Annotated in this window: 29 protein-coding genes; 20 read left to right on the forward strand and 9 right to left on the reverse strand. The window is 38.4% G+C overall.

Annotated elements, in window-relative coordinates; translation table 11 throughout:
- Positions 1–261: 261 nt before the first annotated feature.
- The 3 genes from VB691_RS00645 to VB691_RS00655 all read left to right on the forward strand — a co-directional run bounded on the left by VB691_RS00645 (position 262) and on the right by VB691_RS00655 (position 1,346).
- A complete protein-coding gene (locus VB691_RS00645) occupies positions 262–489 on the forward strand; it encodes a hypothetical protein (RefSeq protein ID WP_323289525.1) in 228 nt (75 codons plus the stop codon).
- An 85-nt stretch (positions 490–574) separates the two neighbouring features.
- Positions 575–874, forward strand: coding sequence for a photosystem II assembly protein Psb34 (psb34, locus tag VB691_RS00650; protein ID WP_323289526.1), 300 nt, complete (start codon positions 575–577; stop codon positions 872–874).
- 172 nt (positions 875–1,046) lie between these two features.
- On the forward strand, positions 1,047–1,346 hold the full coding sequence (locus VB691_RS00655) for a DUF3240 family protein (protein WP_323289527.1): 300 nt from the start codon (positions 1,047–1,049) through the stop codon (positions 1,344–1,346).
- Positions 1,347–1,648: 302 nt separating this feature from the next.
- On the opposite strand, the gene VB691_RS00660 is transcribed toward VB691_RS00655, so the two are convergent.
- A complete protein-coding gene (locus VB691_RS00660; RefSeq protein WP_323289528.1) occupies positions 1,649–2,548 on the reverse strand; it encodes a lipid kinase in 900 nt (299 codons plus the stop codon).
- Between the two features lie 264 nt (positions 2,549–2,812).
- Between VB691_RS00660 and VB691_RS00665 the strand changes: the two genes are divergently transcribed.
- From VB691_RS00665 to VB691_RS00685, 5 genes are all read left to right on the forward strand, one after another.
- On the forward strand, positions 2,813–2,971 hold the full coding sequence (locus VB691_RS00665) for a hypothetical protein (protein WP_323289529.1): 159 nt from the start codon (positions 2,813–2,815) through the stop codon (positions 2,969–2,971).
- Positions 2,972–3,034: 63 nt separating this feature from the next.
- Positions 3,035–3,436, forward strand: coding sequence for a helix-turn-helix domain-containing protein (locus VB691_RS00670; RefSeq protein WP_323289530.1), 402 nt, complete (start codon positions 3,035–3,037; stop codon positions 3,434–3,436).
- Positions 3,437–3,526: 90 nt separating this feature from the next.
- Complete coding sequence (wecB, locus tag VB691_RS00675) at positions 3,527–4,639, forward strand: non-hydrolyzing UDP-N-acetylglucosamine 2-epimerase (protein ID WP_323289531.1); 1,113 nt, start codon at positions 3,527–3,529, stop codon at positions 4,637–4,639.
- Between the two features lie 35 nt (positions 4,640–4,674).
- Positions 4,675–4,968: a BrnT family toxin gene (locus VB691_RS00680; protein ID WP_323289532.1), complete on the forward strand. Its 294-nt coding sequence runs from the start codon at positions 4,675–4,677 to the stop codon at positions 4,966–4,968.
- Entirely contained in the window at positions 4,955–5,215 is a 261-nt protein-coding gene (locus VB691_RS00685) for an antitoxin (RefSeq protein ID WP_323289533.1), read from the forward strand. The genes VB691_RS00680 and VB691_RS00685 overlap by 14 nt, the downstream gene beginning before the upstream one ends.
- A gap of 327 nt (positions 5,216–5,542) precedes the next feature.
- Here the strand turns inward: VB691_RS00685 and VB691_RS00690 are convergent, their stop codons facing one another.
- A complete protein-coding gene (locus VB691_RS00690) occupies positions 5,543–6,001 on the reverse strand; it encodes a DUF29 domain-containing protein (RefSeq protein ID WP_323289534.1) in 459 nt (152 codons plus the stop codon).
- A 77-nt stretch (positions 6,002–6,078) separates the two neighbouring features.
- Here VB691_RS00690 and cysS point away from each other — a divergent pair, with 77 nt between their 5' ends.
- Both cysS and VB691_RS00700 read left to right on the forward strand, forming a co-directional pair.
- Positions 6,079–7,527, forward strand: a complete 1,449-nt coding sequence (gene cysS / locus VB691_RS00695; protein WP_323289535.1) for a cysteine--tRNA ligase — start codon at positions 6,079–6,081, stop codon at positions 7,525–7,527.
- A 221-nt stretch (positions 7,528–7,748) separates the two neighbouring features.
- Positions 7,749–9,329 (forward strand): glucose-6-phosphate isomerase, encoded by a 1,581-nt coding sequence (locus VB691_RS00700; protein WP_323289536.1) that lies wholly within the window; start codon positions 7,749–7,751, stop codon positions 9,327–9,329.
- Between the two features lie 161 nt (positions 9,330–9,490).
- On the opposite strand, the gene VB691_RS00705 is transcribed toward VB691_RS00700, so the two are convergent.
- From VB691_RS00705 to VB691_RS00715, 3 genes are all read right to left on the reverse strand, one after another.
- Positions 9,491–9,910 (reverse strand): phosphomannose isomerase type II C-terminal cupin domain, encoded by a 420-nt coding sequence (locus VB691_RS00705; protein WP_323289537.1) that lies wholly within the window; start codon positions 9,908–9,910, stop codon positions 9,491–9,493.
- A gap of 103 nt (positions 9,911–10,013) precedes the next feature.
- A complete protein-coding gene (locus tag VB691_RS00710) occupies positions 10,014–10,121 on the reverse strand; it encodes a nucleoside transporter C-terminal domain-containing protein (RefSeq protein ID WP_323289651.1) in 108 nt (35 codons plus the stop codon).
- Positions 10,122–10,201: 80 nt separating this feature from the next.
- Positions 10,202–10,579 carry a DUF952 domain-containing protein gene (locus tag VB691_RS00715; protein WP_323289538.1) on the reverse strand — a complete coding sequence of 126 codons (378 nt, stop codon included), beginning with the start codon at positions 10,577–10,579 and terminating at the stop codon, positions 10,202–10,204.
- A gap of 218 nt (positions 10,580–10,797) precedes the next feature.
- On the opposite strand from VB691_RS00715, the gene VB691_RS00720 reads away from it, so the two are divergent.
- Both VB691_RS00720 and VB691_RS00725 read left to right on the forward strand, forming a co-directional pair.
- Positions 10,798–13,032 (forward strand): putative PEP-binding protein, encoded by a 2,235-nt coding sequence (locus VB691_RS00720; protein ID WP_323289652.1) that lies wholly within the window; start codon positions 10,798–10,800, stop codon positions 13,030–13,032.
- Between the two features lie 120 nt (positions 13,033–13,152).
- Positions 13,153–13,692, forward strand: coding sequence for a DNA-binding protein (locus VB691_RS00725; RefSeq protein ID WP_323289539.1), 540 nt, complete (start codon positions 13,153–13,155; stop codon positions 13,690–13,692).
- On the opposite strand, the gene grxC is transcribed toward VB691_RS00725, so the two are convergent.
- The gene (gene grxC, locus VB691_RS00730; protein ID WP_323289540.1) at positions 13,685–13,999 is read right to left on the reverse strand and encodes a glutaredoxin 3; all 315 of its coding nucleotides are present in this window, start codon (positions 13,997–13,999) and stop codon (positions 13,685–13,687) included. The two genes, VB691_RS00725 and grxC, sit on opposite strands and share 8 nt — an antisense overlap.
- A gap of 273 nt (positions 14,000–14,272) precedes the next feature.
- Here grxC and VB691_RS00735 point away from each other — a divergent pair, with 273 nt between their 5' ends.
- Complete coding sequence (locus VB691_RS00735) at positions 14,273–14,905, forward strand: GNAT family N-acetyltransferase (protein ID WP_323289541.1); 633 nt, start codon at positions 14,273–14,275, stop codon at positions 14,903–14,905.
- Entirely contained in the window at positions 14,892–15,368 is a 477-nt protein-coding gene (locus tag VB691_RS00740; RefSeq protein WP_323289542.1) for a hypothetical protein, read from the forward strand. Before VB691_RS00735 ends, VB691_RS00740 begins: the two co-directional genes overlap by 14 nt.
- A gap of 21 nt (positions 15,369–15,389) precedes the next feature.
- On the opposite strand, the gene VB691_RS00745 is transcribed toward VB691_RS00740, so the two are convergent.
- Entirely contained in the window at positions 15,390–16,529 is a 1,140-nt protein-coding gene (locus VB691_RS00745; protein ID WP_323289543.1) for a DUF3747 domain-containing protein, read from the reverse strand.
- Between the two features lie 240 nt (positions 16,530–16,769).
- Between VB691_RS00745 and VB691_RS00750 the strand changes: the two genes are divergently transcribed.
- Entirely contained in the window at positions 16,770–18,212 is a 1,443-nt protein-coding gene (locus VB691_RS00750) for an ABC transporter substrate-binding protein (protein WP_323289544.1), read from the forward strand.
- A gap of 9 nt (positions 18,213–18,221) precedes the next feature.
- Positions 18,222–20,195: a hypothetical protein gene (locus VB691_RS00755; protein WP_323289545.1), complete on the forward strand. Its 1,974-nt coding sequence runs from the start codon at positions 18,222–18,224 to the stop codon at positions 20,193–20,195.
- A 72-nt stretch (positions 20,196–20,267) separates the two neighbouring features.
- Here the strand turns inward: VB691_RS00755 and VB691_RS00760 are convergent, their stop codons facing one another.
- Positions 20,268–20,420 carry a CopG family antitoxin gene (locus VB691_RS00760; RefSeq protein ID WP_323289653.1) on the reverse strand — a complete coding sequence of 51 codons (153 nt, stop codon included), beginning with the start codon at positions 20,418–20,420 and terminating at the stop codon, positions 20,268–20,270.
- 8 nt (positions 20,421–20,428) lie between these two features.
- Here VB691_RS00760 and VB691_RS00765 point away from each other — a divergent pair, with 8 nt between their 5' ends.
- Together VB691_RS00765 and VB691_RS00770 are read left to right on the forward strand one after the other, a co-directional pair.
- Positions 20,429–20,569 (forward strand): hypothetical protein, encoded by a 141-nt coding sequence (locus VB691_RS00765; RefSeq protein WP_323289546.1) that lies wholly within the window; start codon positions 20,429–20,431, stop codon positions 20,567–20,569.
- A gap of 36 nt (positions 20,570–20,605) precedes the next feature.
- Positions 20,606–20,971 (forward strand): hypothetical protein, encoded by a 366-nt coding sequence (locus VB691_RS00770; protein ID WP_323289547.1) that lies wholly within the window; start codon positions 20,606–20,608, stop codon positions 20,969–20,971.
- A gap of 298 nt (positions 20,972–21,269) precedes the next feature.
- Here VB691_RS00770 and VB691_RS00775 read toward each other — a convergent pair whose 3' ends face one another.
- Positions 21,270–22,394: an SUMF1/EgtB/PvdO family nonheme iron enzyme gene (locus VB691_RS00775; RefSeq protein ID WP_323289548.1), complete on the reverse strand. Its 1,125-nt coding sequence runs from the start codon at positions 22,392–22,394 to the stop codon at positions 21,270–21,272.
- A gap of 274 nt (positions 22,395–22,668) precedes the next feature.
- Between VB691_RS00775 and VB691_RS00780 the strand changes: the two genes are divergently transcribed.
- Together VB691_RS00780 and VB691_RS00785 are read left to right on the forward strand one after the other, a co-directional pair.
- Complete coding sequence (locus VB691_RS00780; protein WP_323289549.1) at positions 22,669–23,631, forward strand: undecaprenyl-diphosphate phosphatase; 963 nt, start codon at positions 22,669–22,671, stop codon at positions 23,629–23,631.
- Positions 23,632–23,841: 210 nt separating this feature from the next.
- Positions 23,842–24,627 (forward strand): endonuclease I family protein, encoded by a 786-nt coding sequence (locus VB691_RS00785; RefSeq protein WP_323289550.1) that lies wholly within the window; start codon positions 23,842–23,844, stop codon positions 24,625–24,627.
- Positions 24,628–24,731 lie beyond the last annotated feature (104 nt).

Below are 24,731 nucleotides of genomic sequence, written 5' to 3' on the forward strand. Positions count from 1 at the left end.
TTAAATCCAGTTTTGGTCAAAGCAAGCCTGAGACTTTGCATTGTTATATTATCATAGGTGCCTCAAAGCTGGCAAATACGTCAGAGGATATTTGGGAAATTTGGCCTCGAAACCCCTAAGTCGAAGGGTTTTGCTACACATCAGTAATTTAAAATAAAAAAGCTTTAAACATCATGTTTTCTTATGTTAACTCGAAGAATGGAGGTTGAAGGATTATTGTTAGGATACTGTTGAAAATGGGTGGAAATATTATTGAAATGGGTGAAACTACCCTTATATGCAGAAGGAAATATTGATCATTATTGGATAATTAATCTTGCTGATCAACAACGAGAAAGCTACAGTAAACCTTATCAGAAATTGACAGGAAACTTTGACTATGGACAACGCTTAATTTTTCTTCCTCATCAAAAGGTTGAGTTACCCACTCTCAGTAATTTTCTGCTTAATTTATCCGTTATCTTGCCTAAAAACCACAAAATAAGATGATCTTGCTATTTTTGAAGATTTTTTAAGATAGATATTCTTCCTGAATTTGTGTTATAATATAATTTTAAGACGAGGTTAAAAAATCATGCCGAATAACAGTACAGAAACAAGGGCAGTTCCACGTCATCCCAGTGATGGCAGTGAGTTAATTCCTGCTGAAGTTAAAAAAAATCTTAGCGATAGCGGTAATATATCTCTTGAAAAACCGTTGGCAGAGGGATATACAGTGAGCGATGAAGGAATCATCAATAACTACGCTATTGAACCCGATCTGCAGGCCGCAGATTATCCCGCACCCTATCAACAAAGACGTTATCTATTTCAGGGGGCGATCGCTATGGTATTCGTTGCCTTCATTGTTTGGGTTGCGTTTGCTGTTAGCTAAAATAGAACAAATCCCTGGTGTGTTTAAGTCGATTTAGATACCCTAGGTTAATGAAGTCAGTGGTTCGACAGGCTCACCAACCAGTCAGAAGTCAGTGGTTCGACAAGCTCACCAACCAGTCAGAAGTTTTTTTTTATTGACAGAATAACATTATCAACATGAGGGAGTATTTATGTCCTCAAGAATCAGCCAGGGTATTCTTTTTACTATCATCTGTGAAACCTATTTACAGGATCGTCTGATACACCTACTACAAACAGTTGGTGTTTCTGGCTACACGATTATTCCCGCCCAGGGTGCAGGTAGTCATGGTAGACGCATGGGAGATATTGCCGGCTACAACACGAATATTGAAGTCAAAACCATTGTGACAGAGGAGAAATCCGATCAATTATTGGACGAACTAGATCACTTTGAAATTGATCGTGCCTTGATTGCTTTCCGGCAAAAAGTAGACGGTTTGTTTGATTAAATTTTCAAAATCTCTGATCAACACTTTAACTCAAATCAAATTAATTAAACTTGGAGAATGATTATGTCAAAAGACAAAAAAGGTAACAAAGAATCAAAAAAACCCAAACAAAACCTTGAGGGTATTCAGAAGCCGAAAAAAGACCCGAAAAGATATGATGATTAATACTTTTGCCCCTCAGCAAAATCAACAACTATATAAAGTCTAAAGGCTGTCTATACAGCCCAATGATCAGCCCGCGAAGGCGGGCTTTGTCTGTATAGCTTAACCCTTAAGGGTTTGAGTAGATAATTTTAATAGTTTTACATACTAGATTCGGTAGACCCGGAATTTCCAGGGACTAAGACCCCTAAACTCTGAGGAATAACCCGAAAAGTTGCTGGAGTTTCGGCGGTGATTTCTCCATCGGTATTAATATCCAATCGCTTGTGAGTGTGAATTTCTATATGTTCCCCTTCTAATGTTCTCACCCAATCTAAATTTCCCTGTTGTCCTTGAGGAAGTTTCCATAAAAGGGGGAAAATTTGCCACCAATGTTGTAATTCTAAACTATATAAATCTAAACGTTGATCATCAATGGTTGCATCTGCTGCAACAGCCATTCCTCCCCCGTAAAAGCGTCCATTTCCTACTGCAATTTGAATAGTTTTTACATGAATAGTTTCCCCATTAATGACAATAGAAGCATGAAAAGGACGGGTTTGACTAATCACTTGTAATGCTGTAAACCCATAGGCTAAAATACCCCAACGACGTTTGGCCCCTTTGGATAATTTTTCCGTAATATGAACACTTAACCCCAAACTAGCCACATTAAAAAAGTGTTTGCCATTAACCCAACCCAAATCAATATATTTTAATTTCCCCTCAGCAATCACCCGACAAGCTTGGGGAATGGCCAGGGGAATATTGAGAGTACGGGCCAAATCATTAGCCGTTCCCAAGGGTAAAATACCTAAAGGAAGACTCATTTCAACCAAACTATCCACCACCGCATTGAGGGTTCCATCACCCCCACCGACAATAACTAAATCAATCTTTGACCCGTGTTGACGTACCAATTTTGGTAATTCTTCAGCAGATTGAATGGGAAGAATGATCAGTTCAAATCCCAAATCATTGAGAATATCTACCGCTTGAGCAAAGTTATGTTGACCTTTGCGAGAATGACGGTTAACTAAGAGGAGGGCCTTTTTTGTCATAATTGCCTTAACAATGACTGGTGATCATCGGTTTTTTAACCTGAAACCCCCGACTGATAGACGGAAGGAATGCTTAGATTTTATCTTAAACTTTATTACTTTTTTAGGCAGTGGAGTGTCAATTAGTTCTTTCCGGTATTTTATGGTGATAGTTGTCTGTTCAAAAGGCTTGACAAGTAACTTCGCAAGTTGCTAGGATATTAATGTTTAATAATCTAGAGGAAGTAAGACGATGATTTATCAAAAAGGAAAAAATAACGGTTTATGCACATCATTACACAGTCCACCCTGAAAAAATTCTGGAAGATTCACCCAGAAGCAGAAGTCGGGTTACGCTACTGGTATAAGCTTACTGTACAACATCAGTGGCAACACAAAGAGGATGTAAAAAATACATTATTAAATCTTAATTTAAACGATTAACTTAATTAAATTCAAACTTGTCCAATTTTACTTCCTCTAGATTTTTCTGATTTCTTTAAAGCTATGCTGACTCAAGACTACTATAGAGAACTATTACAGCAATTTCCACCTCGTACTATTAAGTCAGATGAAGAATTGGAGATCATGCAAGAAAGAGTAAATTCTCTTTTAGATAAATCTGAATTGATGGCAGATGAACAGGACTACTTGGATCTATTAGGGACTTTAATTTATCAATATGAACAAACTCAAAATCTAATTCCTGATATTTATGGAGTAGAATTGCTGAGGGTTTTGATTGAAGAAAGGGGACTAAAACAAAAAGACCTTGTTCCTGTTTTTAACACTGAATCTATTGTTTCTGATGTTCTCAATGGCAAACGAGAATTAAATAAGAAACATATTCAAAAATTAGCTAATTTTTTTAATCTATCTCCTGCTGTTTTTTTTCCTAGATTTAATTAAATTTAGCCTATCATTTGTAGAGCAAATATTAAGGGATTTCATATAAGCCCTAACCTAGTACAATAAATGAAGTCTTCAAATGTTCTACTTATGACTTCAGCCCCTTACAAAGTTTGTATCACCCTTGGAACCCGTCCCGAAGCCATAAAACTCGCCCCTGTGATCAAAAAGTTTCGTCACTCAGAGGCATTTGATACCCATGTTATCTTAACGGGACAACATCGGGAAATGGTAGAACAGGTCATGCAGCTTTTTGATATAACAGCAGATGAAGACTTAAATATTATGCAGCCTCGTCAAACCCTGACAGACATCACCTATCGCAGTTTACAAGGGTTAGAGGGCATTTTTCAAAAGATACAGCCCCAATGTGTCATAGTTCAAGGAGACACCACAACCGCCTTTGCTGCCACCTTAGCGGCATTTTATCAACAAATTCCCATTGGTCATGTAGAAGCAGGGTTAAGAACCGATAATATATATAACCCTTACCCAGAAGAAGCTAACCGTCGCTTAATTTCCCAACTCACCCAGTTACATTTTGCCCCCACCCAGTTAGCTGTTGAAAATTTAGGGCGTTCCGGTGTTACGGGAGAAGTACATTTAACGGGAAATACCGTCATAGATGCTTTGTTAACCGTTGCTCAAAAACAGCCTCAATGTGCTATTAAAGGGTTAGATTGGACTCAATATCGGGTGTTACTCGCTACCGTACATCGACGAGAGAACTGGGGAGAGCCTCTACAAGACATCTTAAAAGGTTTTAACCTCATTTTAGACAAATTTCCCGATACAGCCCTCTTATTGCCCATGCACCGTAACCCCACAGTAAGAGAACCTATACAAGCAGCATTAGGCAACCATCCCAGAGTCTTTTTAACTGAACCCTTGGACTATGGAGAGTTAGTCGGGGCCATTCAACGTTGTTATTTATTATTAACCGATTCTGGGGGTTTACAAGAAGAAGCCCCCAGTTTAGGTAAACCTGTGTTAGTCTTACGAGAGACAACAGAAAGACCCGAAGCTGTGGACGCAGGGACAGCTAAATTAGTCGGCACAGATTATCACAATATTGTTACTAATAGTAGTGAATTGTTGAGCAATAAAACAGCTTATGAACAGATGGCTAATGCAGTTAACCCCTTTGGTGATGGTAAAGCAAGCGATCGCATTTTAGAGATTGTACAACGTTACCTTCATTAAAATAAGCAGTTAATCCTTAAGTGATAGCCTAATTTATGAAACAAATTAGATGGAATGAGGAGAAAAATGAAACATTGCAGATAGATAGAGGGGTTTCATTTGAAATGATTGTGAAAGCAGTAGAAAGAGGTGATCTTCTCGATGATTTAATTCACCCTAATCAGTCTAAATATTCTAATCAAAGAATAATGATTGTTAAACTTAATAACTATGCTTATCTTGTTCCTTATGTAGAAAACTCATCAGAAATCTTCCTTAAAACAATCATTCCCTCTCGCAAAGCAACCAAACAGTATTTAATAGGAGACAACAAAAATGAATCAATTTAGCCCAGAAGAACAAGATATTATTCAATCCTTTGAAGCAGGTGAATGGATATCCCAAGGAACACCAGAAAGATTAAAACAATTACAGTTTTATGCAAAAAATACAGATGAGCAACAAATCACATTAACTATTGCTACTCAAGACCTAAAATCTATAGAAACTCAGGCAAAAGAACAAGGAATTTCTTGTGAAAAACTGATGTCTAGTATCCTTCATAAATATCTTACGGGAAAACTGATAGAAAAGTAAAGATTAAGTAGGGATAATTCATGAATTATCCCTGTAGAAAAAATAATCAATTTAAGCTTGGCTCTCCCGTACCTGTGGTGATAAGTAAAGCTTATAATTCGTAGGGTGGGTTAGACGCGGCTATGATTTTGAGGAAAAACTAATAAGTTTTAAGGCGCGTCGTAACCCACCATCTTAAGTATTGTAGCTGATTATACATTTTATACCAAGATGTCGGGAGAGCCAAAATATGGATGTTGTAGGGGTCAACGGCCGTTGACCCCTACTGTAAGATATGGGTATTATAAAAAAAAGAGACTAAAACTCTTAAGAGTTTAGCTAAATCAATTATTGATTGTCTTTTAATCTTGTCATCAAATCTTCAAACCTATAAGGACATTGCTCAGGAAGGTTTAACTTATATTCACTCAAAACTAATCTTTTTGCCCTCTCGTATTCTTTGTCTATATCTATTTTATTTAAGAGAGTTTTTGTTAATCTTCTTTCGATTTCATCTTGAAAGTTATTAATTTCAGTTTTCCAGTGATTGCGAGGATAACTCTCAGGAGAATAGTCTAGTTTTAGTTTGTGTTCAATTAATCTTTTTACCCAACTACTGACAGCATGGAGTTGTTCCTTTCCCAAGTCCTCTATCTCCTCTTTTAAATTATCCCAATCAAGAGCTTTTATATTATGATCATTTAAGGCTTGAGCTTGTTGAATCGTCCACTCCACAAAGTCAGTTTCATAGAGATTAGTCATTTTAGTTATCTCATGGGTTTCTGTTGTCCCATCAATAGCACTCATGAGTTAAACTCCTAATAAGTTACTTAATACCCGATCTGCTTTTATTTTATCATTGACCGATAACCAACTAAACCCAAATGACACTAACCGTATACAACACCATTACCCGTAAAAAAGAACCCTTCACCACCATTGAAGATGGCAAAGTGAGGATGTATTGCTGTGGCATTACGGTCTATGATTATTGTCACTTAGGTCATGCCAGAACTTGTATTGTTTGGGACGTGGTAAGGCGTTATTTACAATGGCGTGGTTATGATGTCACTTATATTCAGAATTTTACGGATATTGATGACAAAATATTGAACCGTGCGAGAAAAGAAAACAGCACAATGGAAGCGGTTTCAGAACGGTTTATTGAGGCGTATTTTGAAGATATGGAACGTCTCCAGGTAAAAAAAGCAGATGCTTACCCTCGTGCTACCCATTGCCTTAATGGTATTCAACGGTTAGTTGCAGAATTAGAAGCGAAAGGATATGCTTACGCTTCGGAGGGAGATGTTTATTATAATGTGCATCAGTTTAAAGGCTATGGTAAGCTTTCTGGCCGCAAATTAGAAGATTTACAAGCGGGGGCCAGTGGTAGAGTAGCAATAGAAGACCCCGAAGCAAGTAAGAAAAAAGACCCCGCAGATTTTGCGGTGTGGAAGGGAGCGAAACCTGGGGAACCAGCTTGGGACTCTCCTTGGGGAAAAGGCCGGCCAGGATGGCATATTGAATGTTCTGCTATGGTAAGGGAGAGATTAGGGGAAACTATTGACCTTCATGTGGGGGGCAGTGATTTGATTTTTCCTCACCATGAAAATGAGATCGCCCAGTCAGAAGCAGCGACGGGTAAACCTTTGGCCCGTTATTGGTTACACAATGGCATGGTTAAGGTGGGTGGGGAAAAAATGTCCAAATCTTTGGGTAATTTTACCACTATTCGGGACTTACTCGCTAAAATTGACCCAATGGCGGTACGGTTATTTATTCTACAAGCTCATTATCGCAAACCTGTAGACTTTACGGATGAGGCGTTAGAAGCAGCAACTAATGGCTGGCATACTCTATCAGAAGGGTTATTATTTGGCTATCAATACGGTCAAGAATTAGGGTTTAAAGGGGATAATTCTGAGTTATTACCTGAGTTTATCCAACGGTTTCAAGACACAGTTGATGATGATTTTAACTTTACGGGTGGCTTAGCAGTTTTGTTTGAAATAGCTAAAGAGTTACGGAAAGAAGGTAATTTATTAACCCATCAAGGACAAACAGAAACCGCCCCTGAATTGTTAGAAAAACAATGGCATACTTTAGTTAGTTTAGCTCATGTTTTAGGGTTAGAAGCTGATCAAACTCAAATTAAAACTGAACCAATTGACGGGTTAAGTGATGCTGAAATTGATGATTTAATTGCACAACGCAAAGCTGCTAGAAAAGCGAAGAATTTTGCAGAAGGCGATCGCATTCGAGATCAGTTAAAAGATCAAGGTATTATATTAGTGGATCAGCCTGGAAGTGTGACGACTTGGCATCGGGGTTAATCTTTCATTATCCAAAGACTATGCTTGTGGAGAGACTGTAAGACTCGTTAATACTTGTATTAAAAAGCAGGTTTCTGTGAATCAAGAATCTCCCGCTACATTGCCTTAGCAATTAGCGGTGAGAGTGTCAAAAAAGCTATTATATCAAAAGCCGTCCTAGAAGGCTTGCACTGAGCTTGCCGAAGTGACGGAGTTTTAAACTCAAATTTTCGATAATTCTTATGGATAAGCAACAACTCTGGCAACGTTACCAAGACTGGCTTTATTATCACGAAGGATTAGGACTATATCTTGATATTAGCCGGATGCGCTTCGATGATGCCTTCGTTAATAGTCTCAAACCCAAATTTGAGAAAGCCTTTCAAGATATGGAAGCCTTAGAAAGTGGGGCGATCGCTAACCCCGATGAAGGACGCATGGTGGGACATTATTGGTTAAGGGCCCCAGAATTAGCCCCCAATGAGGCGGTTAGACAAGAAATTACCCAACCCCTCGCACAAATTGCTGATTTTGTGAAAAAGGTACATCAGGGAACCATTAAACCCCCCACTGCTGATAAGTTTACTGATGTCCTCTCCATTGGTATTGGAGGTTCCGCCTTAGGGCCCCAATTTGTGGCCGAAGCTCTCTCCCCAGACTTCCCCCCCATGGCCATTCATTTTATTGATAATACTGATCCTGCGGGCATAGATCGCCTCCTAACCCGTATTGGCGATCGCCTTAAGAGTACCCTAGTTCTGATCACCACCAAGTCTGGTGGGACTCCCGAAACCCGTAACGGGATGTTAGAAATTAAACACGCTTATGAAGTGAAAGGGTTAGCTTTTGAACCCCATGCGGTGGCTGTTACCATGCCAGGCAGTAACATGGATAAGTTAGCCACAAACTGGTTAGCTAGGTTTCCTATGCAAGACTGGGTAGGGGGACGAACTTCTGAACTTTCGGCCGTTGGTTTATTACCTGCTGCATTGCAAGGTATTGATATTAAAGCCATGTTAGCAGGGGCCAAGGAAATGGATCAAGCTACCAGGGTGAAAGATCTCAAAACTAACCCCTCAGCTTTATTAGCCCTCGCTTGGTATTATTCAGGCAATGGTAAAGGGGAAAAAGATATGGTGATCCTTCCCTATAAAGATAGTTTGCTGTTGTTTAGTCGTTATTTACAACAGTTGGTGATGGAATCATTAGGAAAAGAAAAAGATCTTGATGGCAATACTGTCTATCAAGGCATTGCGGTTTATGGTAATAAAGGATCGACAGATCAACACGCTTATGTTCAACAATTAAGAGAAGGGGTTCCTAACTTTTTTGCTACCTTTATTGAAGTGTTAGAAGATGGCCGTGCAATTCCGTTTGAATTAGAGCCTGGTGTGACTTCGGGGGACTATTTATCAGGGTTTATTCAGGGAACTAGACAAGCATTATATGAGAATAACCGCGACTCTATTACCCTTACCATTCCTCAAGTTAATCCTCGCATTGTTGGGGCTTTAATTGCGCTGTATGAACGGACAGTCAGTTTCTATGGCTCTTTAGTTAATGTTAATGCTTATCATCAACCTGGAGTAGAAGCAGGGAAGAAGATGGCCGCTTCTATTTTGGACTTACAAACACAAGTGCAAAAGGTGATTAAAGAAACGAATGAAGCCTTAGATATGATGAGTTTGGCCCAAAAAGCAGGATCGCCCGATGCTGTTGAAGCTGTGTATAAAATTGTCCGTCATTTAGCCGCAAATGGGCGCGGTGTGACTTTACATGGAAATCTTAGTCACCTTTCTAGTCTTAAAGTTTCTGGTAATTAATGAGTGATGGGGATAGTTAATTATTAACTATGAACTCAAACCCTTAAGGGTTAAGCTATACAGACAAAGCCCGCCTTCGCGGGCTTATCATTAGGCTGTGCAGACAACCTTTGTTGTATAGTATTAGGCTTTAGACTGTATATAGTTGTTAATTTTGCTTTTTAAGCTTGATGACGGGAATAATCATCTTGGAAGCGAATAATATCATCTTCCCCTAAATATTCGCCATTTTGTACTTCAATCAAAATTAGCTTAATCACCCCTGGATTTTCTAAACGGTGGTTTGTACACTGGGGGACATAGGTAGATTCATTAGCACCGAGGATTTCTTCTGTATCCCCACAAGTCACTTTGGCCGTTCCTGATACCACGATCCAATGTTCACTACGGTGATGGTGCATTTGTAAGCTGAGACGATGGCCAGGATTTACTTCAATACGTTTGATCTTATATCCGGGCCCTTCTTCTAGGGTAGTAAATGACCCCCAAGGACGGATTTCTGTCGCAGAGACTCCACCATGAGAAACGGTAAAAGGAATGGAGACAATATCATTTTTGGTGTTTTCTTTAGCTTGAACCATATTATTAATCCTCAAAGGAGTAAAAGCGAAATTTTTAAGTAGTTAACTTGATTCTTGAATAGAATAGCACACATTAGCAGAAATGGCTGTGATCTGGAGTCAGTCATGGCTTGAATTTTGCAGAAAATTTAGGAGCGATCGCTGTCATGCCTCCAATTAAAATCCCAATTGATCCTAAATTGGAAAAGCCACATAGGGCATAAGTCGCAATGGCAGAACTTTAAATGCGATAAAATGCTCTTGAAAGTTTTCACCCCAATAATTCAATTTTAAAATAAATTATTGAATAACTCATAAAAAAACATTTTTATGATTTTTATTTAAGGTAATTATTTCGACAACTGCGTCAAGATTAATTGTTCCATATACATGAGGAAATTTTTCATTATTATCAATATTATGAGCAAGATTAGTATTAGGATGAATCGGGGCTTCCCATTGAATTGTAGATGATAATTGATTGGGATTAATCTTTAAAATAATCAATTCATTATAATCCCGATAAAAACTATTAGCAATAGTCATGACTTGATCAATAGTTGAACAATGAATAAATCCCTCTTTTTCTAAAGATGGGGTTAGATATTCCCCTAATTTTTGTGCTTTTTCCCAATCTCCTATGGTTGTAATATGATAAATCATGGTTAATCCGTCGTGAACAATAAACAAAGTTTAACGTCTCAATGACAAGGGGTTAGCAAAGATTGACATTAGTGTTGAATTTTGTTATGTTATCTTAACAATTGAGGCAGATTTTTCAAAAGTTACCAAAATTTAGACAAAGCCCTGTCAAGGGTTTTTCGGTATTGGGTTAGGGTTTAGACTTTATTTCATCAGTGATTAAGCTTTATTGGCTCTCTCAGATTGAATCCCAGGATCATACCATTGTGGGGGAAAAAGCGTGGATGCTGAGCCAACTCGCCCAGAGTGGCCATCCTGTGTTTCCTGGTTTTGTGATTAGTTCTACAGTTTTTCGGCAATTTCTTGAGAATTTAAACGATGTTAGTTCACTTCTAGCTGATTTTCCCACATCTTCTCTGTATTTAGATGTTGATAATCCTCGCGCTTTGCAATTGGTGGCCCAACAGAGTCGCCAAGCCATTTTAAGTGCAGCTTTTCCGATGGAATGGCATGAGAGTTTAGGAGAAGCAACCGCCGCTCTCCAAGCCTCATCCTTAATTTTACGAGCGTCTTTGAGTGGGCCATTTCCCCCTCAACAAGACTTTTCTGGGTTAACCCCGGCCCAACTATGTGACAATTCTCCCCAAAATTTGGAATTGGCTATTAAACAACTGTGGGCCCAATTATTAAGTGCCAAAAGCTTATTTTATTGGCAACGTTTAGGGATTAGAATTGACCAGTTAAACTTCGCCATTTTAGTACAGCCTATGGTTCAGGCGATCGCCTCAGGGACAGGGACTAATTATGAAAATTATTGGGAAATTCAGGGGAATTGGGGGTTAGGTTATAGCTTATTACAAGGGGAAATTTTACCGGATCATTGGGAAATTGAGCCATTAACCGGAGCAATTATTAAACAAGAAATTGGCAATAAAATCCGCGCCTATCGTCTAAAAGTCTCTCCAGAAAATCCAGACAGTACAGATAGTTGTTTAGAACCCTATTTATTGAGTAATGAAGAACAAGGACAATACTGTTTAGATCTAGAGTCCCTGACAGAGTTATGGCAATTAATTAAGAGGTTACAAGACCATCAAATTTATTGGGAGTCTTTAGAATGGATCAAACTGGAATCGGGCGATCGCTTATCATCTTCATGGGCGATCGCGCAATTACTGCCCTCCCTCTCCACTCAAAGGACATCATTGATAACCCAACACAGTTCGATCAACCCCTCTCAATCTCAATTAATGGGCATTGGGGCTGCTCCTGGTCGCATTCATGGGAAAATCTATCTATTAACCCAAGAGAGTATCCCTGAGACGACTCAATTAACTGGCAGTATTATTGTTACTCAAAAAATTCACCCTTTTCAACTATCTTGGCTCAAGCAAGCTGCCGGGGTTATTACCGAAGATGGAGGAATGACAAGCCATGCAGCGATTTTAGCCAGGGAATTAGGTATTCCGGCAGTGGTGGGGGTGTCTGGTGTTACCACTTGGTTACAAACAGGGGATGAAATTTTACTTGATGGCAACAAAGGAAGTATTTCTTTGAATACTATTGATGAGTCAAATATGAGCCAGGAAAAGCCCTTATTGTTACCAGAAAAAATAACCTATAATTATCCTCTTGGCACAAAATTGATGGTAAATTTGAGTCAGCCTAGTTCTTTGCTGAAAGTGATTGATTTACCCATTGATGGACTAGGGTTAGTCCGTTCAGAATTAATGCTGTTGGATTTATGTTCCCCCGCTTCCCTAACAGAATGGCTACAGGATTCTAAACCATCAGAAATTGTCGAAAAGCTCAAACAAAGGATAAGCCAATTTGCTGAATTTTTTGCTCCTCATCCCATTTTTTATCGAACCTTTGATGATAAATTTTCTACGGATCAAGATCGTCGAGGTACTTTAGGCTATCAGCTTGATTCAACTCTATTTCGCTTAGAATTACAGGCTTTAGCTGAAGTTTATCAGCAAGTATTTCCTAATCTTAATTTGATTTTGCCTTTTGTGCGAACCGTTGAAGAATTTCGTTTTTGTCGTCATCTTGTTGAAGAATTTAACTTAATTCCTTCAGATTCTTTTCAACTGTGGATTATGGCAGAAGTTCCTGGGGTCATTTTTCAACTATCTGATTATGTACAAGCTGGGGTGCAAGGGGTGGCTATTGGTACTAATGATTTAGTACCTTTATTGTTAGGCATTGAGCGAGATCATCCCCTGTTTAATGAGACTTCTTTTCCTTGTTCATCGGCTATATTAGGGGCCCTAAAAGCCTTAATTCAGCAAGCAAAAGCCCTTAATATTCCTTGTTCGATTTGTGGTCAACTGATTGTCCAATCTCCCCAAATTATTGAACAGTTGGTACAGTGGGGAATTACAACAATTTCTGTGGAACCCGAAGCAGTAGCTGTTACTTATCAGGCGATCGCCCGTGCTGAACATCGGTTAATTTTAGAATGGGCCAGAGAGAGATCATTGCGGAAAAAGCCTTAGGTCGGAAAGGCTTTACCTTTAAGTAGTCGGACATAAATTTTCGGTACTGTATAAAGTTTTCGATTAATAATTAAACTTATATTATTGTGTCAACCCCTTATACTACATAGCTGGGGAAAGGTGCTTAAATTCGGTTTAACGATTATAATTACCTTAATATTAAATTATCGCAATAGTAAAGAGTTAGAAGCTATCATTATGTTTGTTGGGACAACTGAAGCAGCGGAATGCCTGGGAATTTCTGGTACCAGACTGCGGGTACTACTCAAGGAAGGACGAGTCCAAGGAGCCTATAAATCAGGGAAAATTTGGATTATTCCCTTATATAATGCGGTGCCTGTCATTGCGAAACGCGCTCGCGGCCCTAAACCCCGATGGAAAACCAAACGAGTTCCAGCTAAGAGCATTATCCATGTCAACCGCGATCTAATTAGACAAAATGGTGATCTGCTCAAACAAGATAAAGACAGAACAGATCTGTATCCCGTGATTGCGGTTAAGCATTGTCAACAAAATATGTATGGTCATGAAATAGCGATTAATGGCCCCTGTCGCATTACTTATCGTCCCGATGCCCCTAAATGTTTTGGCGCGACGGTTTGGATTGAAACCCTGTCTTCTGTTGATATCGTCAGAAGCGACATGGCAGTTCCTAAATAGATGATTGAAAGAAAAGAGAATCTAACTTTGCCTCGTCATTAAGACGATAAATATCATCACATCCTCCAATATGTTGATCATTAATAAAAATTTGCGGAACGGTACGTTTTCCCTTAGCTCGTTGTGCCATTTTTTCCCTAGCAACTTCATCCCCATCTATTTTATATTCAGTAAAATTAACCCCTTTCCACCAGAGTAAAAATTTAGCGCGAATACAAAAAGGACAGGTTTGCCAAGTATATATTTCTACCTTAGCTTTAATCTTTTCGGGATGACGACCCAACAGAGAATCCAGAAAATTCAACATAATCTCACCTCATATTTATCTGTTTTTTTATAATTGATTATAACATAACAAAATTATTAACTATTTTTAAAAATTTATTAACATAAGGAAAACCCTTATTACGAATGACTTACTAAGACGCATTTAAAATGCGTCTTAGCTTATCTCCCCATCCGTCCCAATGGCCTTTAATCCTTGATATAATTTAATTATTTTGACTGGGTAATGATTCTAATGGGCCTGAGCGATAATAAAAACAGAATCGCATATTTTAAAATTCCTTGGGGAGAGTTTGTGAATTTGTGTGGGTTATCATCTTTTTTGTCTAATGCTTCTCAGTTAGGGGAAACCGCCCCCAAGGGGTGTCAAACCACTATCAGAAAAGCCCAATTACAGGATGTGAAAAAACTTGCTGAGGTGTTAACCCAAAGTTTTCATCCCCATTCAGGGTGGTTGTCTGTGTTACAACCCTTATTACAATTAAGCGTCTCTGAAGATCTGCGATCGCGCTTACGCACTGCTGCTCCTCATTATTGCTGTTTAGTGGCTATTTACATTATGCCAACAGCAACAGGAGAACCAGAAAAGGTCATTGGTACCATAGAGTTAACCGTAAGAACAGGATTCAATGGCCATTACCCTTACATCAGTAATTTAGCCATACTTCAGAGTCATCGACGACAGGGAGTGGCCCGTCATTTACTGTTCAAATGTGAACAAATTGCCTGGGAATGGGGATATAAAACCCTAAATCTCCATGTTTTAGACAATAACGATGCCGCCAAACAACTTTATCTCAGCAGTGGTTATCAATTGCTAGAAAAGGAACTCAGTTGGCAAAATTGGCTCTTTCAAAGTCCGCGACGGTTATTATTGCAAAAAACCCTAACCATTCATGAGGAGGAAACCTCCGATGTCAGACCATGAGATCAAGCTTGAAGCGCAACAGAAAGGAGAACAACAGGTGAACGAGATCTTATCTCGTCTGCATAATCAAGAGTTATTGGTGATTAACCCCCGTCGCAAAAATGGCTTGATTCTTTATAAACCCTATCATGCTGAATTTGCTGGGCCAGGAGCAGCGATCGGCGCGGAATTTGATGGGGATGTTATTGATGTGCTGCCTGTGGGTAAACTCTCTTTAATCATGGCCAAAACTTCCCAAGAACGGATCAATAGTTACTTAATTCGGCGACAGTGGATTAAATTAGCCAAGCAAATTAGTGACAATGCCATCCCGCAACAACGGGCGCAAGTCATTCTCAACCAATTTGAACATTGGTTTGATGCGGATACGGCCAGTCAACTACCAGATCGGGCCTTTGGGTTATTGGTGGGGGTACTTCCCCAAACCATGAAAAAGGTACGCAGTGAAAGCGATTTGTTGTGAAAATATCAGATTTTCTGAAGATTAAGGGATAATAATCGGGTTTAATCCCACATTTTCTAAACTTTGATAGGCTTTTTCTGCATTATCTCGACTACTAAACAGGCCAACTTGTAACATTGAACGTCCCTTGTAAGAGGTGGCAAAAGAATCAGGATAAAGCGATCGCACGCGAGACTGCTCGCTGCTATTCTTGGCCGCAACAATGACCCGATACCCTTGAGATGTGACAGTTTTTGGGGTTCCGGTTGGGGTAGGACGAGAGAGGGAACCCACCACATCAGACAGGTTATTGCGTCCTGAATTTGTGGCGTTGGCTGGGGGTGGTGGCACAACCCCACTGGTACTTTTGACAGGAGGAGGAGCGAGGGGAGGAAGATCGGAGAAAGCGGGTAAGGGAGGGGGTTCACTGGAAGCTTGGGGTTTGGGTGGAGGCGGTAAGGTATTACGGGAGGGGACGGCAGGGGGAAGGGGTTGGGTTGACAAAGATGAGGTGGGGGGGTCGTTTTCTGCGGTAAAGGTTAATTCTTGAATGGGTTGAGTGGATTCAGTTTCCGTTTCCGTAATGGTCGATGAGGGGTTATTATTAGCGATTGAAGGGGGTTGAGATTGAAGCGCGGCATTATCTCCAGTTAGGTAGACATGACCTAAGACTTGACCACCATAAGCGCGTTTGGTAAATCTCCAGCTAGGATCAAGATCTATTTTCAGAAATCCTGATGCTATGCCGTGGGTTCTCCCAATCACTATTTCGGGTTGACTCAAGTTGGTGCGATGAGTTCCGACTAAGACTAATTCTCCGTTACGTTCTACAATTCTTAAAAGATAGTCTAATCCGTAATCTTCCCCATCGACTCGGATTGAATAGCCGTTGCTATCGGTACTGCGTTCACAACTTCCGGTAAAGTTAAAGTTGAGGAGTAATGGCTCGATGGTAACAGGGTTAGAACCACTTTCACTCCAACAGTCTCGTTGTCCTGGAATTTGTCGCACAATCAGTAGATCGTATTTATTTTCCCCATAAGGTCTAGTGATGGCAATAAATTCATCTTGCTTTACTTCTTGTTGCTCAAAGGGGGATGCCAGAACGGGCAAATGAGGAATAATATTAATGAGTGCAAAAGTGGTGACAGTGGCTAATTTGTCAATGAGTGTGAGTTTCATAGTCCCTACGGTGACAACTTAAAAACATTAAAAGTTTAGCGCGAGGAAAGCGCGTTAATGTCTGGGATCTTGACGTAGCTGATAGTGAGAATGTTGCTGCTTCGGGACAGAGTATTGTCTGTCTACTGTTTGTAGGGAACAGGTTTTACTGAGATAATAATTTACAGATACTTATTTAATAATTAAGCTATCATTAGGATCTAAAAAATCAACTAGATTTACAGTTAGTTAAGATTATTTATGAACAAAACATTAAAAATCATCTTTGCCATTCTCAGTACCATAGGAACAGTTACTATTATTATTGTCCTCTGGGAAGTTATTTTTAAACACATTTTTATCCGTGACAACTCAAATAATAATCCTATTCCTACCCCTACGATAACTCAATCCCCTACCACATCACCACCTATTAATCCTACCATCTCCCTAGAAGATAGATTTAGTAGTGGCGATCGCCGTTTATTTATTAATAAACCAAACCCCCAGGTTGAGCAAGGAATAGCAGCATTTAAAGCAGGAAATTATGAGGAAGCTAAACAATTGTTTATGGAAGGAAAAACATCTGATCCAAGAGATCCAGAAATAGAAATATATTTAAACAATTCAAAAGCAAGAAAAAAAGGAAATCCGTTTATTTTAGCTACCGTCGTCCCTGTAGATACAAAAGCAACTAATGCAGAAGAAATGTTACGGGGTGTGGCTGATGCACAGACAAAATTTAATCAACAAAGCTCAAATAATCGATTACTAGAAATCATGATAGTTAATGATAGTAATGAACCAAATATTGCCCAACAAGTAGCCAAAAAAATAGCGAATAATACTGCCATTTTAGGAGTGATTGGCCATAATTCTAGTAGTGCTAGTGCCAGCGCATTAAAGGAATATGAAAAAGCAGGAATTGCCATGATTTCTCCTACCAGTACCAGCACCAGTTTATTTAGTAATGTATTTTTTAGAACTGTTCCTTCTGATGCTAAAGGAGGAGAAATTTTAGCCAGATATGCGATTGATAATAATATCAATAAAGTCGCTATTTTTTATACTTCAGCCAGCAATTATAGTCAGAGTCTTAAAGATGCTTTTGTTAAGTATTTTGAGCAGTTAGGCAAGGTTAGTATTTTTGATCTAAGTTTAACGAATTTTAATGCTAAAAGTACAGTAGAAGTGTTACAAAATCAATTTGATGCCTTTGTTTTATTACCTAATACAGAGCAAGAAATAACTAATCTTTCTTTGCAAGTTGCCAAGACAAATCATCAGTTATCTACCCCCATGAAACTATTAGGAGGTGATGCCTTATATAACCCTGCCACTTTAACTTTTGGCGGTGATGCAGTAGAGGGTTTAGTATTAGCTGTTCCCTGGTTTGCTAAAGACACTTATTCCTATACAAATACAGCAGCAAAAAGATGGGGAGGAAGGGTAAGTTGGCGTACAGCAAGCAGTTATGATGCCACCCAAGCATTAATTAATGCTTTATCGACCGATGCTACTAGAAACACAGTATTAAATAAACTCAAGCAAACTAACTTATTATCCACAGAAACATCAGGAGAAACCTTACAATTTTTGAGTAATGGCGATCGCAACACTGATCCAATTTTAGTTAAAGTAATTAAAGGCGGCAAAAATGCACCTGAAGGCTCAAACTATTCCTTTGAAATCATCAACAAATAAGTGATTAAAATGAAAAACAAAAAAACATACTATCAATTAATTCTATTATTACTATTTGGCAGTTTCTTAATCAGTTGTCTTGCTAGTAATCCCTTAATAATAGCACAAGAAACTAATTATCCTAGTCATATATCTTCCCTTAATTTGCCTCAAGTAGAGCCAAAATTTCGTAATCAATGGACAAAAGAATTAGAAAAAAGCTTTCAAGAAAGAGCAAAGACAATCATCAATTTTTATGCTAATTGGGAGAGTTATGGGAGTGGTTATGGAGAGAATGAAAAACGTTCTTATCCCCGTGCAATGTTTGATTTTTTAGCAGGAAATGAACAGAAAGCGATCGCCTTTTTAGAAAAAGAAGATCCCGAAGCAAACAAACATCAACATACAGAAGGCATTGATTACTATTATTGTTTTACATTAAAAGGACAAATTCGCAAATATTTTCTATACGGAAAATATCTTGATCCTGCTTATAAAAAACGGATGTTTGAGGGAGCAAAAAAATGGACATCAGAAGATCCTTTAACTCGTCCCCACCCTGTTTATGGGTTAGGAAATAATGAGGGAAGAGACTGGGATATTAGTCGCAGAGGGAGGTGGGTAGATGGACGAAATACAGACAATTTAAGAGCAATGAGAGAGACATCTGTATACTTAATGGCCGAAGAAACAGGGAATGAAAAAACACGCCTAATTTATAAAGAAAAAATCCAAAGATATGTCTCGGCCTTGTATAATATTGGTATGGGAGAATGGGACTCAGAAATATATCATGGACATACCTTTGCACCCTATTTAAACCTCTATGATTTCGCCAAAGATCCCGAAGTTAAACTATTAGCAAAAGAGGCATTAGATTGGTTATCTACTGCTGCCGCGATTAAATATTATCGGGGAGGTTGGGGTGGCCCTGTAAAACGAGATTATGGAGGAGGAAATGTTGCCATGGCCTCATCTTCTGCGCGAACTTTTTGGTTATATTTTGGGGATACTCCCTTACCAAATAATCACCCGGAAGAAGATACTTTATTTTTCGTTACCAGTACCTATCGTCCCCCATTAGCAGTAATGAATTTAGCACATAAAAACTTTAATAAACCAGTAGAAATTCTCAGCAGCAAACCTTTATATGAAAACTGGAAACCTGGCAATGATCTTGAACCTGGTTACTGGGAAACTCAATTTATTGGCAATAGTTATCAGATGGGAAGTTTAGCAGGAACTTTTGCAGATGGGGATGTTGCACCGTTTAAATTAATGGCTTATAATACTCAAAGAGGGGTTGATTATTTTGTGGTTAATACAGGGGGGAAAATAGTAAATGCGGGTAAAAAACCAGGAGATGAAATTGGACAATATCGCAATCTTTTAATTTGGTTACGGCCTCCCTCTCAAGCACCTTTTAATTTTCAAATACCGAAAACTGCTCAAGCAGAAATAGAAGATGATATTTGGTTTTTTAAGTTGGAGAAAACTTGGTTAGCAGTTCATCCTATTAACTTACAAAACTATCAAGAAGTAATTAATGATCATAAAAGAACTAAAGAAAAGTATTTAGAAGAAATATTTTTGACCGCAGCAATGAAAGATAAGAATGTTTATGGGTTTGCTTTAGAAGTTGGGGAAAAAGAATCTCATGGTAGTTATGAAAAATTTAAAAATAATGTCAAAAAAAATAGTCAGCTTAATTTACAAAAACTAAACCAAGGAATTGTTACTTATCAAGGAAGTAACAAACAAACATTACAATTAATTTATAATACACTCAATCTTTTACCGATGATTATTCGCAATGGAGACTTACATCAATGGTCAGAAAATTTTGCCCTTTATAATAGTCAAACAAAAGATAAATCACCCATCTTTTTAGGATATAAAGAAGGAAAATTAAAAGTCAAAGCAGGAGGATATGAGTTTATGACTCAAGTTAATGATGATAGATGGCTAAGGCGATCGCCGACTTTAGAAATTTATCAACCATGAAACCAGATGATATTGTTCTAATTCGTTTTCCTCAAGCAGACTTGAAATCAGGAAAACTTCGTCCCGCTTTAATTATCGCTTGTGTGCTGAAGCTGCTTTTACAGCTTCAAGCAACTCAAGGGAGAGTTGTCTGCTTATCGTTTTGTCTTTAGGGGTAAACTCAAAGGGTACTGGCGTGAAGTTTACCTTAAAGTTTTCAGGGGTCAGGTATTCAGAAAGATCCAGCGAATTTAGTGATTGAACAACTGGGAGGAAAACCTGCTACAATTATTCCTGTGGAACCCGATGAACCCCCTATTCAGATTGGGAGACTCCTCAATCAAAATTTCCGTACATTTTTTAATGAATTTTTGCCCAATTTTTGGCTACCATAGAAAAGAATTTATTCGTTGAAAATGGAGAGATTAAATATGTTTGGTAGACAACCCAAAGACGACAAACCCACAGAAAACACAGAAATTCCTGATATTATATTTCCTTCAGAATCAGAAATAGAAGATGCGGCTCAAGAAGATACTGAATTAAGTAAAATCCAAGTTAATTTTCAACCTCAACGGGAATTAAATAATCCTGAAGTGGTTAATATTGTTGAAAAAATAAGTAGTATTGTTTCCCCTTATTTTATTGTGGTTGTTGGTTTAGTGCTTTATGAAGATAATTTCTGGTTAGGACTACTATTAATTACGGTGGGAATTTTATCTTTGCTTAAAATTTCTTGGGGAGATATTACGGGATTTTTTCGTGAAATTAAAGACGTATTCAGTTCTGATGATTAATACAAATTTTCCCATTTAAAAACCACTTTATGCTGTTTGGTATCGTAAACTGAGATCTTGTACCATGATTTAAAAATCACACAACTCCGATTTTAAAAGACAGTAAATCAAGCATAACTTCGTTACTATTTGCTAAAAAATCGGGTTTTTCAAGCTAGGTTCAAGATCTCAGGTAAATAGAATCGATACAGATCACAGCATTAATAACCCTAGAGAAATATTGCTGAAAAAACCTTTTATTTTCAGTTCTAGTAAATGTCTCCAAAATCATTAATTTCACTGTTTTTTGTTCCCTTTCCTATATTTTTAAGAAATTACAGATAACCCGAAACCCAAATTGATTAACCCTAACGGCTTGAGGATGATAAGCATAACGGGAAGCACAACGACAACGATGAGCATCTTCATCCCACGAACCCCCTCTTAACACGCGACGAGTATCCGTCTGAGACGATAACCAAGATTTCCCTGCTCTGGGTGCATTTTCATAATTAGAGTGCCAAGCATCAGCGCACCATTCCCAGACATTACCATGAAGATCATATAATCCAAAGGCATTGGGATAAAACGTGCCAACCTCTGTTGTTTCTTGACGATAAACCCCAAACCCTTCCCCCCCATAAAGACGCTTCGCCATATAATTAGCAAGATCTCCCGTTAAGGTGGCCCCAAAACTAAAGGCTGTGGTTGTGCCTCCACGACAAGCATATTCCCATTCTGCCTCACTCGGCAGTTGATAGGGGCGTTGACTATGTTGAGAAAGGCGATCGCAGAATTCCATTGCATCTTCCCAAGAAATTCGTTCTACGGGGCGATCGCATCCTTTAAAAAAAGCGGGATCGAGGTTAAGATCTCGTTTAACTTTAGGATAATGGGCCACCACTTGCCATTGAGCCTGGGTAATAGGAAATTGTCCCAAAAAGAACCCTTCAACGGTAACAGAATGTTGAGGTTGTTCACAGACTTGAGAACCTTTTTCTGTTTCTGGTGATCCCATCAAAAAGGTTCCCCCAGGAATATAGATCATATCTAATGTAACCCCATCACCTAATTCTTCTTTAAAGGATTTAACTTGATGGGAAACCTGTTCAATAATTTCTCCTGTTTCATTAACTGTTGGGACTTCTACGGTTAATAGTTGGAGGGGAGGTATCTTAAATGAGGGTAAGGGTTGCGGTGAGATCCCATCAACTTTTTTAATGGGTTCTGTTTCTGGAGAGGTAAACTCTAGACTGTTAAGACGTTGTTCCAGTTGAATCATCCTATCTTCGAGGGATGAGGGTTTAGGCTCATCCGTCTCTAAATAGTTCGATAAAGCAAGGGCTATCACCTTAGACTTAGAAAGACCAAGGCTGTTAGTATGAGCTAATAATTTTTCATACAAATGGGGCGGAATTCTCACACTAACTTGAATATTACTCATGACGATGAATGCAAATAGTCGGTTGTTAACAGTTATCAGTATTGGTAAGAATTGTAGCATAAAATCCCTCACAATACTTTTAATTATTTCCTAGCCAAGAATCAAGGCTATTATGTAAAATATCTCAGAAACAGTCTTAGGAAAACTGGTGGATTTTCCGAAGATTTTGGACTGTTTTAACCGAGTCAATTAAGCATTTTTAGCACAAGTTACAGTCAAAGGGCCAATTTTAGGATAAAATTCTGAAAACTTTAACCCAAATATTCCAACCTCTATGAGTCAACTTAAACACCCAAAACTAAGCTTAATTAGTCTGTTTGCTTTCAGTAGCGGGTTAATTTTTGCTTTGTCCCCCTTAATGTTTGCTCAAGCAGCAACCCCAACCACTTCCGATCATACCATTGCTAAATTTAACTGGTTTCAAGCGATTATTTTAGGGATGGTACAGGGGTTAACGGAATTCTTACCTATTAGCAGTACAGCCCATTTAAAGGTGGTTCCGGTAGCTTTAGGATGGGGTGATCCAGGGGTGGCTTTTACTGCTGTTATTCAATTGGGAAGTATTGCTGCTGTTTTGTGGTATTTTTGGTCAGATTTAAGTCAAATTATTAGAGGAATGATCAAAGCCATTCGTCAATCTGATTATAAATCCCATGACTTTCGGCTAGGGTTAGGAATTGCTTTAGGAACTTTACCTATTCTGTTTTTTGGACTATTAATGAAAGTGTTAATTCCTGATTTAGATAATTCACCCATGCGAAGTCTTAATGTGATTGCAATCGCGTCTATTGTGATGGCATTATTATTAGCATTATCGGAAAAATTAGGAACTCATAAACGTAATTTTAATCAGTTAGGTTGGCGAGATGGAGTGGTGATGGGGTTTGCTCAATCTTTAGCTTTAATTCCTGGGGTATCTCGTTCTGGTTCAACTATTACATCGGGATTATTTATTAATTTAGAACGAGCAACTGCGGCGAGATTTTCTTTTTTATTGGGCATTCCAGCTATTACTTTAGCGGGTATTGTAGAATTAAAAGATGTTGCTGATATGGGACTTTCTAGCGATATTATTTTTCCTGTAATTGTTGGGGTAATTTCTTCGGCAGTGTTTTCTTATTTGGCGATCGCTTGGTTAATTCGTTATTTACAAAAACGGGATACTTGGATTTTTGTTTGGTATCGTTTGGGGTTTGGTGTATTAATTTTGGGTTCCCTTTTATTTTCCTCAAAATAAGACCGTAGGTGGGCATTGCCCACCTTATTTTACTGATTATATAATTTAAAATATCCTTAATCAATACTTAACCCAATTTGAGAGAAAACTTAATTTAAAACCCTTTAAATTAATCCATGTAAAATTATATAAAGTTTTACAAAAAAAATCAGGAAATTCCCCTAATGTCGTTGATAGTAAGAAAAGAATTAAAGGGGTTTCTCAACAACCATGAACAAGATTATCGTATTTTTAATCACCGTTCTCTGCTTATTTTACTATCCTCAAAGGAATAGCTTTGCCCAAACTAATATGATATTTCCTGAGCTAACAGGAGAGACTTTATTAAATCAAGTCATTGAAGATTATACCCCAGATAAAACCCTTGGTTATGATCGGGCCAGAGATATTATGTATGGTCAAATTGACAATGATAATGGGGTAGTTACTGGGGTTTATACCAATTATCAAATTACTCTTGATCCTACTAAAGATCCTAGTTCTGATGCGTTTTCTAAGAATATTAATGCAGAACATATTTGGCCACAGTCAAGAGGAGCAAGAGAAGAACCTGGAAGAAGTGATTTACATCATCTACTTCCGGCCAGAGATAATGTTAATAGTGCCAGAGGAAATAAAGCCTTTGCAGAAATTCCTGATCCCAGAACTAACGACTGGTATCGTAACACTGAAAGACTAGAATTTATCCCAAGGAATGATATTGATGAGTACAGTGAATCTAATTCACAAAACTTTGAACCCAGGGAAGCAAAAAAAGGAGATATTGCTCGCGCTGTTTTCTATTTTTACACCATTTATCGTGAGCAAGCTAATCAAGAATCACCTGAGTTTTTTCGAGAACAACAAGAGGATTTATGTCAATGGCATAAACTTGATCCTGTGGATACAATAGAGCTTGAAAGAAGTCAAAAAATTGCTGAATTTCAAGGCAATGAAAACCCATTTATTGTTGATGCAACTTTGGCGGAGCGACTCTATTGTTCAAATAATCCTTAAAGGTTAAAATACTAGCTCAATCAATACCTAATGACAGACTAAAGCCTGATACTATACAAACAAAGCCGCCCTTCGGCAGCTAAATTTAACCCGCGTAGGCGGGT

Origin of the sequence: Crocosphaera sp. XPORK-15E (assembly GCF_034931425.1) — a bacterium.
Taxonomy (GTDB): Bacteria; Cyanobacteriota; Cyanobacteriia; order Cyanobacteriales; family Microcystaceae; genus UHCC-0190.